We start from the raw sequence: 12,105 nt of genomic DNA, 5'->3' as shown, positions 1-12,105 counted from the left end.
GAACTTGCTTTGGGCAGGCCTGATGAAGGGAGCCCCTGACCGACTGGTCAGGGGTGGATCGGGCGGTACTTTACCCGAGAAATGAGCTTTACGCGGTTTCTACCGTCGGAAAACTTTTCACCAGGTCGTCCAATTGCTTGAGCTGGACCAGGAACGGCTCCAGTTTATCCAGGCGCAAGGCGCATGGGCCATCGCACTTGGCGTTGTCCGGATCGGGGTGGGCTTCGAGGAAAAGCCCGGCCAGGCCCTGGCTCATGCCGGCCTTGGCCAGGTCAGTGACCTGGGCCCGACGGCCGCCGGCGGAATCGGCGCGGCCACCCGGCATCTGCAGGGCGTGGGTCACGTCGAAGAACACCGGGTAGTCGAACTGCTTCATGATGCCGAAGCCCAGCATGTCGACCACCAGGTTGTTGTAGCCGAAGCTCGAACCACGCTCGCAGAGTATCAACTGGTCGTTACCGGCTTCTTCGCACTTGGCCAGGATGTGTTTCATTTCCTGAGGTGCGAGGAACTGAGCCTTCTTGATGTTGATCACCACGCCGGTCTTGGCCATGGCCACTACCAGGTCAGTCTGCCGCGACAGGAAAGCCGGCAACTGGATGATGTCGCATACCTTGGCGACGGGCTCGGCCTGGTAAGGCTCGTGCACGTCGGTGATCACCGGCACGTTGAAGGTGCGCTTGATCTCTTCGAAGATCTTCAGCCCCTCTTCCATGCCAGGGCCACGGTAGGACGTTACCGACGAACGGTTGGCCTTGTCGAAGCTGGCCTTGAACACATACGGGATACCGAGCTTCTCGGTAACCCGCACGTACTCTTCGCAGACCTTCATCGCCAGGTCACGGGACTCCAGAACATTCATGCCGCCGAACAGGACGAAAGGCTTGTCGTTGGCGATTTCGATGTTACCGACGCGGATGATCTTCTGGGTCATCGATCAGGCCTTGTTCTTCTGAGCCAGGGCTGCCTTGACGAAGCCGCTGAACAGCGGGTGGCCGTCACGCGGGGTGGAGGTGAACTCCGGGTGGAACTGGCAAGCGACGAACCATGGGTGATCCTTGGACTCGATCACTTCCACCAGCGCGCCGTCTTCGGAACGGCCGGAAACCACCAGACCAGCTTCCACCAGTTGTGGCAGCAGGTTGTTGTTCACTTCGTAGCGGTGACGGTGACGCTCGGTGATCACGTCCTTGCCGTAGCAGTCGTGCACCTTGGAACCGGCAGCCAGCTGGCAGTCCTGTGCGCCCAGGCGCATGGTGCCGCCCAGGTCGGAAGCCTCGTCGCGGGTCTCGACGGCACCGGTGGCATCGGCCCACTCGGTGATCAGGCCGACCACTGGGTGGCCGCTGTTACGGTCGAACTCGGTGGAGTTGGCGTCTTTCCAGCCCATCACGTTACGGGCGAATTCGATGACGGCCACCTGCATGCCCAGGCAGATACCCAGGTACGGCACCTTGTTCTCACGGGCGTATTGCACCGCGGTGATCTTGCCTTCCACACCGCGCAGGCCGAAACCGCCCGGTACCAGGATGGCATCGGCGCCTTCGAGCAGGCTGGTGCCCTGGTTCTCGATGTCTTCCGAATCGATGTAGCGCAGGTTGACCTTGGTCCGGTTGGTGATGCCGGCGTGGCTCATCGCTTCGATCAGCGACTTGTACGCATCCAGCAGCTCCATGTACTTGCCGACCATGGCGATGGTCACTTCGTGCTCCGGGTTGAGCTTGGCATCAACCACCTTGTCCCACTCGGACAGGTCGGCACCATTGCACTGCAGGCCAAAGCGCTCGACGACGAAGTCGTCCAGGCCCTGAGCATGCAGTACGCCCGGGATCTTGTAGATGGTGTCGACGTCTTCCAGCGAAATCACCGCACGCTCTTCAACGTTGGTGAACAGCGCGATCTTGCGACGCGACGAAGCATCCACCGGGTGGTCGGAGCGGCAGATCAGCACGTCAGGCTGCAGGCCGATGGAGCGCAGCTCCTTGACCGAGTGCTGGGTCGGCTTGGTCTTGGTTTCGCCAGCGGTGGCGATGTACGGGACCAGGGTCAGGTGCATCAGCATGGCACGCTTGGAGCCCACTTCGACACGCAGCTGGCGAATCGCCTCGAGGAACGGCTGCGACTCGATATCACCCACGGTACCGCCGATTTCCACCAGGGCCACGTCGGCATCGCCGGCACCCTTGATGATGCGACGCTTGATTTCGTCGGTGATGTGCGGGATGACCTGGATGGTCGCGCCCAGGTAATCACCACGACGCTCTTTACGCAGCACGTGCTCGTAGATACGGCCAGTGGTGAAGTTGTTGTTCTGGGTCATGGTGGTGCGGATGAACCGCTCGTAGTGACCCAGGTCGAGGTCGGTCTCGGCGCCATCGTGGGTGACAAAAACTTCACCGTGCTGGAACGGGCTCATGGTGCCCGGGTCGACGTTGATGTACGGATCCAGCTTGAGCATGGTGACCTTCAGGCCCCGCGCTTCCAGGATGGCCGCCAGGGAAGCCGAGGCAATGCCTTTCCCCAATGAAGAAACAACACCGCCCGTGACGAATATGTAGCGCGTCATGAAAAACCCTAGAAGTCTGCGTTAAGGCGGCCAGCGCCGCCGGAGAAAGCGAAGGAAGGCCGAAGCCCCCGATCACCTGCGTCAATCACAGTGCATCTCGAAAAACTGCCGCGTCTGTACAGCCAGGGTATACCCGGCATGGCGTTCGCTCGTCATTTCCAGAATCAGCTCGGCAAAAAACTGCTTGGTAATCGGCAACTCCTGTGTTTTCGCGGAACCCACAGAAGTTGTATCAAGAAGGGAGGGTAGTCTACCGGAATGTACCCTTCAGCTCAAACCTTGCGCGTTCGTCGGTAACTGCCAGTGCAGTTGGCAATCCGCCTGCACCAGCCCGGGCAGGTTGGCCACCGCCAGCAGGCATTCGCCGTGATACAGCAACGGCAGGCGCGAGCGCAGGAAATGCGGCACCTGCTGTTCGTTGAGCAGGCGCTTGAGGTCCCGCCGACCACGGCCGGGAACCTCCAGCATTTCCCCCCCCTGACGGTAGGCAATGCGCAACCCGCTCGGCACGGCTGCGCCAACAAGACGCACGCAACCATTGCCCGGCAACCGCAACGGCCCATCAGGGTCGGGCCAGGCCAGCGAGCCAGCCGGTTGCTGTAGCCAATCACCGCTCAACCACCAGATGCGCCCGTGGCTACGCACCAACCGTCCATCGGCAAGCCGCCAGACTGGCCGGGCATCGGCACCGGCATCGCGCAGGTCTGCCCAGCCGGCCCAGTGCCGGGTATCGGGCAAACGGGTGCGCTGGCTAAGCCAGTACTGCAAGGCATTGCGCTGACGGGCCGGCGATAACGCCAGCAGGGCGGCCAGGTCGAGGGAATCCAGCCCCGGCCAGGCGAGAGGCGCCCCTTTGCGCGCAAGCGCCAGATCCTCCTGGGCCAGCTCGTCCAGCAAACCCAGCGCCTCGCCCAGATGCTCTGCTGCCCGGGCGAAGTTCTGGCTGGCCTGTGGCCAACGTTGCTGCAACTGCGGCATCACTTCGCCGCGCAGGTAGTTGCGGGCGAATTGTGTGTCGACGTTTGACGGGTCTTCGATCCAGGTCAGCCCTTGGGCTTGGGCATAATCCTGCAAATGTTGCCGGGAACAGGTCAGTAACGGCCTGACCAGGCTGCCCTGCCCCAGCGCCCGCTGCCCCGGCATTGCCGCCAGGCCACGCAGGCCGGCGCCGCGCAACAGGCGGAACAGCAGGGTCTCGGCCTGGTCGTCGCGGTGCTGGCCGGTGAACAGGATATCGCCCGGGCCGAGCACTTGCCTGAAGGCGGCATAGCGGGCCTCTCGGGCCGCCTGTTCCAGGCTGGCGCCAGGGGAGACCTGGACGTGGATGACCTGGAGTTCAACGTCGAAATTGTCGCAGATGGCTTGGCAGTGGGTGGGCCAGGCGTCGGCAGCGGCTTGCAGGCCGTGGTGGATATGGATGGCGCGCAGCGGGGGGGAGGCGTGGTTGCGGGCGTATTCGGCCAGCAGGTGCAGGAGGACGGTGGAATCGAGGCCGCCGGAGAAGGCGACGTGCCAGGTGGGGGCGTTGAGCCAAGGAGTGAGGTTGATCATCTAGCCCTCGCTCGATTCCAGAAAGCATTCGCGGGCATGCCCGCGCCCACATGTACGGCGCAAGCCTCAAGGGCAGCGCAATACCTGTAGGAGCGGGTTTACCCGCGAACACCGGCGAAGCCGGTGCCATCAATCACAAGGGCCGTAAAACGGCCCCGGGGCAAATCAGAATCAGAGGCCGTAGCTCATCAGGCGCTCGTAGCGACGGGCCAACAGCGCATCGTTGTCGAACTTGCCGAGCATGTCCAGCTGCTGCACCAGATCGGCACGGATGCTTTCGGACATCTTGGCCGGGTCACGGTGGGCGCCGCCCAGCGGCTCCTGGATGACCTTGTCGACAATGTTCAGGCTCTTCAGACGCTCGGCGGTGATGCCCATGGCCTCGGCCGCGTCTGCTGCTTTATCGGCCGTTTTCCACAGAATCGAAGCACAGCCTTCCGGCGAGATAACCGAGTAGGTGGAGTACTGCAGCATGTTCAGTTGGTCGCACACGCCAATGGCCAGTGCCCCACCGGAACCACCCTCACCGATCACGGTAGCGATGATCGGGGTTTTCAGGCGTGCCATGACCCGCAGGTTCCAGGCGATGGCTTCACTCTGGTTGCGCTCTTCGGCGTCGATGCCCGGGTAGGCGCCCGGCGTGTCGATGAAGGTCAGGATCGGCATCTTGAAGCGTTCGGCCATTTCCATCAGGCGACAGGCCTTGCGGTAACCTTCCGGGCGCGGCATGCCGAAGTTGCGACGCACTTTCTCGCGCACTTCACGGCCCTTCTGGTGGCCAATGACCATGACCGGCTTGCCGTCCAGACGCGCAGTACCACCCACGATGGCGGCGTCGTCAGAGAAGTGACGGTCCCCGTGCAGCTCTTCGAACTCGGTGAAGATGTGCTCCAGGTAGTCCAAGGTGTATGGACGACGCGGGTGACGGGCCAGGCGGGCGATCTGCCAGCTGGTCAGGTTGCCGAAGATGCTTTCGGTCAGGGTGTTGCTCTTGTCTTGCAGACGGGCAATTTCATCGCTGATGTTCAGCGAGTTGTCGTTGCCCACCAGGCGCAGGCCTTCGATCTTGGCTTGCAGGTCGGCAATCGGCTGTTCGAAGTCGAGGAAATTCGGGTTCATAGTCATCCGTCTTGGGTCTACGGCCAGGCGGCCGGCCGGTTGATCCGTTTGGCGCCATACCTTAAGGGATCAGGCGCATTCAGGTCGAGATTAAATTTTTGTCGGTTCAACGATATTGCAGGAAGACGTTCTCACGCCCGAACTGGTCACGCAGCGCCTGAATCAGCCCATCGGCCGGATCGATCGCCCACTGCTCGCCAAACTGCAGCATGGCCTTGGCGTCGCTGCCGGTGTACTCCAGCGTGATCGGGCAGGCACCGCGATGGCGGGTGATCAGCTCGCCCAGCCACTTCAGCCGGTCGCCCTTCAGTGCGTCGTGCGCCACCTTCAGGCGCAGGCTCTCGGCCAGCTTGGTGCGCGCGTCTTCCATGGTCATCACCTGCTTCACCCGCAGGCGCAAGCCCCCGGAGAAGTCGTCATTGCTGACCTCGCCTTCCACCACCACCATCGCATCGGTCTGCAGCAAGGACTGTGCCGCCATGAAGGCATCGGCAAACAGCGATGCCTCGATCCGCCCGGAACGGTCATCCAGGGTGACGAAGCCCATCTTGTCGCCCTTCTTGTTCTTCATCACCCGCAGGGCAATGATCATGCCCGCGATGGTCTGGGTTTCGCGCGACGGCTTGAGGTCGACGATGCGCTGGCGGGCGAAGCGGCGGATCTCGGTCTCGTACTCGTCGATCGGGTGGCCGGTGAGGTACAGGCCAAGGGTGTCTTTCTCCCCCTTCAGACGCTCCTTGAGGGTGAGCTCGCGCACCTTGCGGTGGTTGGCATACACATCGACATCTGCCGCGTCGAACATGCTGCCGAACAGGTCGACATGGCCACTGTCAGCGGTATGCGCAGCCTGCTCGGCTGCCTTGATGGCCTCGCCCAGCGCCGACAGCAAGGTTGCCCGGTTGATGTCGATGTTGGCGTGGTAGGCCTTGATCTCGTCATGGAAGTGCGGGCCAAGGCGGTCCAGCGCGCCACTGCGCACCAGCGCATCAAGGGTACGCTTGTTGACCCGCTTGAGGTCGATGCGTTCACAGAAATCGAACAGGTCCTTGAAGGGACCGCCTTGGGCACGGGCCTCGACAATCGCCTCCACAGGGCCTTCGCCGACACCTTTGATGGCACCAAGGCCGTAGACGATACGGCCGTCGTTGTTGACGGTGAACTTGAAGTCCGAGAAATTCACGTCCGGCGCGTCGAGGCGCAGCTTCATGCTGCGCACCTCCTCCACCAGCACCACCACCTTGTCGGTGTTGTGCATATCCGCCGACAGGACCGCGGCCATGAACGGCGCCGGGTAGTGGGTTTTCAGCCAGGCGGTCTGGTACGACACCAGGCCATAGGCGGCGGAGTGGGATTTGTTGAAGCCGTAGCCCGCGAACTTCTCTACCAGGTCGAAGATGTTACCGGCGAGGTCCGCATCGATATTGTTGGCTACGCAACCTTCGATGAAACCACCGCGCTGCTTGGCCATTTCCTCTGGCTTTTTCTTACCCATGGCCCGGCGCAGCATGTCGGCGCCACCCAGGGTGTAACCCGCCATCACCTGGGCGATCTGCATCACCTGTTCCTGGTACAGGATGATGCCGTAGGTCGGTGCCAGTACCGGCTTGAGGCCTTCGTACTGGTAGTCGGAGTGCGGGTAGGCCAGCTCGGCGCGGCCGTGCTTGCGGTTGATGAAGTCGTCCACCATGCCCGATTGCAGCGGGCCCGGACGGAACAGCGCAACCAGTGCGATCAGGTCTTCCAGGCAGTCGGGCTTGAGCTTCTTGATCAGCTCCTTCATGCCACGCGATTCAAGCTGGAACACCGCCGTGGTTTCGGCCTTCTGCAGCAGCTCGTAAGTCTTGCGGTCGTCCAGCGGGATGAAGTCGATGTTGAGGTCGGGCAGGTTCTTCTTGGCCTGCTCGCGGTTGATGATCTCCATCGCCCACTTGATGATGGTCAAGGTACGCAGGCCGAGGAAGTCGAACTTCACCAGGCCGGCGGCCTCGACGTCATCCTTGTCGAACTGGGTTACCAGGCCACCACCCTCTTCATCACAGGCGATCGGCGAAAAGTCGGTGAGCTTGGTCGGTGCGATAACCACACCACCGGCGTGCTTGCCGGTACCCCGGGTCACACCCTCCAGCTTCAGGGCCATGTCCCAGATTTCACGGGCGTCTTCGTCGCCCTTGAGGAAGTCACGCAGGATTTCTTCCTGCTCGTAGGCCTTCTCCAGGGTCATGCCCACTTCGAAGGGGATCATCTTCGACAGGCGGTCGGCCAGGCCATAGGATTTGCCTTGCACCCGCGCCACGTCACGCACCACCGCCTTGGCGGCCATGGTACCGAAGGTGATGATCTGGCTCACCGCATTACGGCCGTAGGCCTCGGCCACGTAGTCGATCACCCGGTCACGGCCGTCCATGCAGAAGTCGACGTCGAAGTCGGGCATGGAAATACGTTCAGGGTTGAGGAAGCGCTCGAACAGCAGGTCGTAGGCCAGCGGGTCGAGATCGGTGATCTTCAGTACATAGGCCACCAGCGAGCCAGCACCCGAACCGCGGCCCGGGCCAACCGGTACGTCGTTGTTCTTGGCCCACTTGATGAAGTCCATAACAATCAGGAAGTAACCGGGGAAGCCCATCTGGATGATGATGTCCAGCTCGAACTTCAGGCGGTCCAGGTAAACCTGACGCTTTTCTTCATAATTGGGCGTGGTCTCTTTCGGCCACAGCACGGCCAGGCGCTCTTCCAGGCCTTCGTGGGACACATGCCGCAGGTAGTCGTCGATGCCCATGCCGTTGGGCGTGGGGAAGTCAGGCAGGAAGTACTTGCCCAGCTGCACCTGGATGTTGCAGCGCTTGGCAATCTCGACGGTGTTGGCGATGGCGTCGGGCAGGTCGCTGAAGAGCTCGGCCATTTCCTCGGCCGACTTCAGGTACTGCTGGTCGCTGTAGCAACGCGGACGGCGCGGGTCGTCAAGGGTCCATCCCTCGCCAATGCATACGCGGGTTTCGTGGGCGTCGAAGTCCGTCTGCTTGATGAAACGTACGTCGTTGGTAGCCACCAGCGGGGCGCCAAGCTTGTCGGCCAATGCCACCGCCGCGTGCACGTATTCTTCGTCGCGTGCCCGATTGGTGCGCTGCACTTCAACATAGAAGCGCTCGGGGAACATGCCCATCCAGTCTTGAAGAAGCGCTTCGGCTTCGTCTTGCCGACCCGCCAGCAGCGCCATGCCAATGTCGCCTTCCTTGCCCGCGGACAGGGCAATCAGGCCCTCGCTGGCCGGGGCGATCCATTCACGCTGGAGGATGACCAGGCCATTGCGCTGGCCATCGGTCCAGCCGCGCGAGATCAGTTCGGTGAGGTTGCGATAGCCCTTGGGGTCCATGGCCAGGAAGCAGATGCGCGACAGCGGGGCTTCCGGGTCGGCACCGGCCAGCCACAGGTCGGCACCGCAGATCGGTTTGATGCCGGCGCCCATGGCCGTCTTGTAGAACTTCACCAGCGAGCACATGTTGCTCTGATCGGTGATCGCGACCGCCGGCATGTTCATCCCGGTCAGCGCCTTGGCCAGCGGTTTGATCCGCACCAGGCCGTCGACCAGCGAGAATTCGGAATGGACGCGCAGGTGAACGAAGGGAACCGACATGGAAGATCCTGTAGCAGAGCTTAACGACAAGGGCGGGATTGTAGCCTAACTAGGGGCTTTTTTTGGGGCTGCTTTGCAGCCCTTCGCGGGCACGCCCGCTCCCACAGGTACGGCCCCGCTGCTCAGACCGATGAATCCTGCGGGAGCGGGCGTGCCCGCGAAGGGCCGCAAAGCGGCCCCAATAGGTCAGATCAGGGAATCGGTGACGCCTTCGCGCGCTTCCCAAGCCGCCCGCACCGGGGCGAAGGAACGCCGATGAATGGGCGTAGGCCCAAGGCGCGCCAACGCCTCGAGATGCACCGGGGTCGGGTAGCCCTTGTGCCCGCCAATGCCGTAACCCGGGTAGATCAGTTCGAACGCACTCATCTCCCGATCACGGGTCACCTTGGCCAGGATCGATGCCGCCGCAATGGCCGGCACCTGGCTATCCCCCTTGACCACCGGTGCTGCCGGCACCGCCAGCTTCGGGCAGCGATTGCCATCGATCAGGGCCAGCTTTGGCGTAATGTGCAAGCCCTCCACTGCCCGCTGCATGGCCAGCATGGTGGCCTGCAGGATGTTCAGGCTGTCAATTTCCTCGACCTCGGCACGGGCGATGCAGAAGCTCAAGGCCTTTTCGCAGATCTCGTCGAACAGCGCCTCACGCCTGGCTTCGGTGAGTTTCTTCGAATCGTTCAGACCGAGAATCGGCCGCGCGGGATCAAGAATCACGGCCGCCGTTACCACCGCGCCGCACAACGGGCCGCGGCCCACTTCGTCAACGCCGGCGACCAGGTCTTCTACCAGGTTGAAGTCCAGTCCAATTTGCATGTCAGCGGTCCTTGAGCAGGGCCAGTACCGCCTCGGCCGCCTGATTGGAGGCGTCACGGCGCAGGGTGCGGTGAATTTCGTCGAAACGTTCGGTCTGCTGGCTTCCATCGCGCACCAGCGGCGCCAGGGTGTTGGCCAGCGCTTCACTGGTAGCGTCGTCCTGCAGCAACTCGGGCACCAGCTCTCGCTGGGCCAGCAGGTTCGGCAATGACACGTAAGGGCTTTTCACCAGACGCTTGAGAATCCAGAAGGTCAAGGGCGCCAGGCGGTACGCCACCACCATCGGCCGCTTGTACAGCAGCGCCTCGAGGGTGGCGGTACCCGAGGCGATCAGCACCGCGTCACAGGCTGCCAGGGCTTGGTGCGACTGGCCATCGAGCAGGGTCAGCGGCAGTTGGCGCCCTTCAAGCATCTGTTCGATCTGGGTGCGCCGCGTGGCGTTGGCGCAGGGCAACACGAAGCGCACACCCGGCACTTGTTGGCAGAGGCGCTCGGCAGCGTCGAGGAACAGCGCGCCCAGGCGCCCTACTTCGCCACCCCGGCTGCCCGGCATCAACGCCACCACCGGCCCCTCGCCCAGGCCCAGCGCGGCGCGCGCGGCCGGGCGGTCGGCTTCTAGCGGTATGGTGTCTGCCAGCGGGTGGCCGACAAAACGCACTGGCACACCCTGCTCTTCGTAGAACCGCGCCTCGAACGGCAGCAGCGTCAGCATCAGGTCGCAGCCTTCGCGGATCTTCAGCACGCGCTTCTGCCGCCAGGCCCACACTGACGGGCTGACATAGTGCACGGTCTTGATCCCAGCCTGGCGCAGCTTGAGCTCGATGTTGAGGGTGAAGTCAGGGGCGTCGATGCCGATGAATACGTCGGGCTTTTCTTCGATCAGGGTCTGGATCAGCAGCTTGCGGCGCTTGAGCAGCTCACGCAGGCGCCCGAGTACCTCGACCAGCCCCATGACGGCCAGGCGCTCCATGGGGAAATAGGATTGCAGGCCCTCGGCCTCCATCAAGGGGCCGCCAACCCCGATGAAACGCACGTCGGGGTGGCGCGCCTTGAGGGCACGCATCAAGCCTGAACCAAGAATATCGCCACTGGCCTCACCGGCAACCAGCGCTACGCAAAGCTGGGCCATATCAGCGCGTGATGCCGCGAGCGGAGCTCAGGATCGACTGACGGAACAGCTCGACCTCAGGGTGTTGCGTGGCCGGTTCGGCCAGCTCCTTGAGCGCGTCTTCGACGGTCAGGCCCTGACGGTAGACAATCTTGTAGCAACGACGCAGCACATGGATCACCTCGTCGCTGAAACCGCGGCGGCGCATGCCCTCGAAGTTCATGCTGCGGGCTTCGGCCGGGCTGCCGAACACGGTAACGAAGGCCGGAACGTCCTTGCCAATGGCCGTGCCCATGCCGGAAAACGCGTGGGCGCCAATATGGCAGTACTGGTGAACCAGGGTGTAACCGGACAGGATCGCCCAGTCACCCACATGTACATGACCTGCCAACGCCGTGTTGTTGACCAGGATGCAGTGGTTGCCGATGACACTGTCGTGGCCAATGTGGGCATAGGCCATGATCAGGTTATGGTCACCCACGGTGGTTTCCGAGCGGTCCTGAACAGTACCGCGGTGGATGGTCACCCCTTCGCGAATCACATTGTGATCGCCGATCACCAGGCGCGTCGGCTCACCCTTGTACTTAAGGTCCGGGGTGTCTTCACCGATCGAGGAAAACTGAAAGATACGGTTGTGCTTGCCGATGCGGGTCGGGCCTTTGAGCACAACATGCGGGCCGATAACGGTGCCCTCCCCGATTTCGACATCAGGGCCAACGATCGACCAAGGGCCGACCTCGACGCCGTCGGCCAGCTTGGCCGACGGATCGATAATGGCCCGAGGATCAATCGAATTCATAGGGAGCGTTCCGCACAGGTGATTTCTGCCGAGCAGACCGGCTTGCCATCGACAAGGGCGCGGCACTCGAACTTCCAGATCATGCTTTTACGGCTGAGGAACTTCGCCTCCAGCACAAGCTGGTCACCCGGCAGAACCGGCTGACGGAAACGCAGTTTGTCGGAACCGACAAAGTAGTACAGGGTGCCATCGGCCGGCTTGGCATCGAGCATCTTGAAACCAAGGATGCCGGCCGCCTGGGCCATGGCTTCGATGATCAGGACACCCGGCATGATCGGGTGTGCCGGGAAGTGGCCATTGAAAAACGGCTCATTGATGCTGACATTCTTGTAGGCACGAATGCTCTGGGCCTCGAAGTCCAGATCCGTCACACGGTCTACCAGCAGAAACGGGTAGCGGTGAGGCAGGTATTCGCGAATCTCGTTGATGTCCATCATTTCGGTGGGGAAGCCTGTAATAAGAATAGGGAGCGCAGGTGCTGACCACACGCTCCTTTTGCAATCCAAAGAGGAGCCAGCTAG

The 12,105-nt window shown here is 62.3% G+C and carries 9 protein-coding genes; all 9 read right to left on the bottom strand.

Annotated features, from left to right (window positions below; translation table 11 throughout):
- Positions 1-88: 88 nt before the first annotated feature.
- The 9 genes from kdsA to fabZ all read right to left on the bottom strand — a co-directional run bounded on the left by kdsA (position 89) and on the right by fabZ (position 12,021).
- Positions 89-934: a 3-deoxy-8-phosphooctulonate synthase gene (gene kdsA, locus V6093_RS23555; protein WP_003252332.1), complete on the bottom strand. Its 846-nt coding sequence runs from the start codon at positions 932-934 to the stop codon at positions 89-91.
- A 3-nt stretch (positions 935-937) separates the two neighbouring features.
- Positions 938-2,566 carry a CTP synthase gene (locus tag V6093_RS23550; RefSeq protein ID WP_265979695.1) on the bottom strand — a complete coding sequence of 543 codons (1,629 nt, stop codon included), beginning with the start codon at positions 2,564-2,566 and terminating at the stop codon, positions 938-940.
- A gap of 267 nt (positions 2,567-2,833) precedes the next feature.
- Entirely contained in the window at positions 2,834-4,117 is a 1,284-nt protein-coding gene (tilS, locus tag V6093_RS23545) for a tRNA lysidine(34) synthetase TilS (RefSeq protein ID WP_108078889.1), read from the bottom strand.
- A 171-nt stretch (positions 4,118-4,288) separates the two neighbouring features.
- The gene (locus tag V6093_RS23540) at positions 4,289-5,236 is read right to left on the bottom strand and encodes an acetyl-CoA carboxylase carboxyltransferase subunit alpha (RefSeq protein ID WP_003252323.1); all 948 of its coding nucleotides are present in this window, start codon (positions 5,234-5,236) and stop codon (positions 4,289-4,291) included.
- Between the two features lie 106 nt (positions 5,237-5,342).
- On the bottom strand, positions 5,343-8,867 hold the full coding sequence (dnaE, locus tag V6093_RS23535) for a DNA polymerase III subunit alpha (protein WP_014861651.1): 3,525 nt from the start codon (positions 8,865-8,867) through the stop codon (positions 5,343-5,345).
- Between the two features lie 186 nt (positions 8,868-9,053).
- Positions 9,054-9,677, bottom strand: a complete 624-nt coding sequence (rnhB, locus tag V6093_RS23530; RefSeq protein WP_003252319.1) for a ribonuclease HII — start codon at positions 9,675-9,677, stop codon at positions 9,054-9,056.
- A gap of 1 nt (position 9,678) precedes the next feature.
- Entirely contained in the window at positions 9,679-10,806 is a 1,128-nt protein-coding gene (gene lpxB, locus V6093_RS23525; protein ID WP_003252318.1) for a lipid-A-disaccharide synthase, read from the bottom strand.
- Between the two features lies 1 nt (position 10,807).
- Positions 10,808-11,584 carry an acyl-ACP--UDP-N-acetylglucosamine O-acyltransferase gene (gene lpxA / locus V6093_RS23520; RefSeq protein ID WP_003252316.1) on the bottom strand — a complete coding sequence of 259 codons (777 nt, stop codon included), beginning with the start codon at positions 11,582-11,584 and terminating at the stop codon, positions 10,808-10,810.
- On the bottom strand, positions 11,581-12,021 hold the full coding sequence (fabZ, locus tag V6093_RS23515) for a 3-hydroxyacyl-ACP dehydratase FabZ (protein ID WP_003252314.1): 441 nt from the start codon (positions 12,019-12,021) through the stop codon (positions 11,581-11,583). The genes lpxA and fabZ overlap by 4 nt, the downstream gene beginning before the upstream one ends.
- Positions 12,022-12,105 lie beyond the last annotated feature (84 nt).

This window comes from Pseudomonas putida group bacterium ESBL64 (genome assembly GCF_045277175.1).
GTDB classification, from domain to species: domain Bacteria; phylum Pseudomonadota; class Gammaproteobacteria; order Pseudomonadales; family Pseudomonadaceae; genus Aquipseudomonas; species Aquipseudomonas alloputida.
Note: the sequence above shows the minus strand (reverse complement) of the source record. Positions and strands in the feature narration are given on the sequence as shown.

Coding starts and splice junctions, on each gene's coding strand:
- kdsA (WP_003252332.1), bottom strand. CDS start 934: ATGACCCAGAAGATCATCCGCGTCGGTAACATCGAAATCGCCAACGAC.
- V6093_RS23550 (WP_265979695.1), bottom strand. CDS start 2,566: ATGACGCGCTACATATTCGTCACGGGCGGTGTTGTTTCTTCATTGGGG.
- tilS (WP_108078889.1), bottom strand. CDS start 4,117: ATGATCAACCTCACTCCTTGGCTCAACGCCCCCACCTGGCACGTCGCC.
- V6093_RS23540 (WP_003252323.1), bottom strand. CDS start 5,236: ATGAACCCGAATTTCCTCGACTTCGAACAGCCGATTGCCGACCTGCAA.
- dnaE (WP_014861651.1), bottom strand. CDS start 8,867: ATGTCGGTTCCCTTCGTTCACCTGCGCGTCCATTCCGAATTCTCGCTG.
- rnhB (WP_003252319.1), bottom strand. CDS start 9,677: ATGCAAATTGGACTGGACTTCAACCTGGTAGAAGACCTGGTCGCCGGC.
- lpxB (WP_003252318.1), bottom strand. CDS start 10,806: ATGGCCCAGCTTTGCGTAGCGCTGGTTGCCGGTGAGGCCAGTGGCGAT.
- lpxA (WP_003252316.1), bottom strand. CDS start 11,584: ATGAATTCGATTGATCCTCGGGCCATTATCGATCCGTCGGCCAAGCTG.
- fabZ (WP_003252314.1), bottom strand. CDS start 12,021: ATGATGGACATCAACGAGATTCGCGAATACCTGCCTCACCGCTACCCG.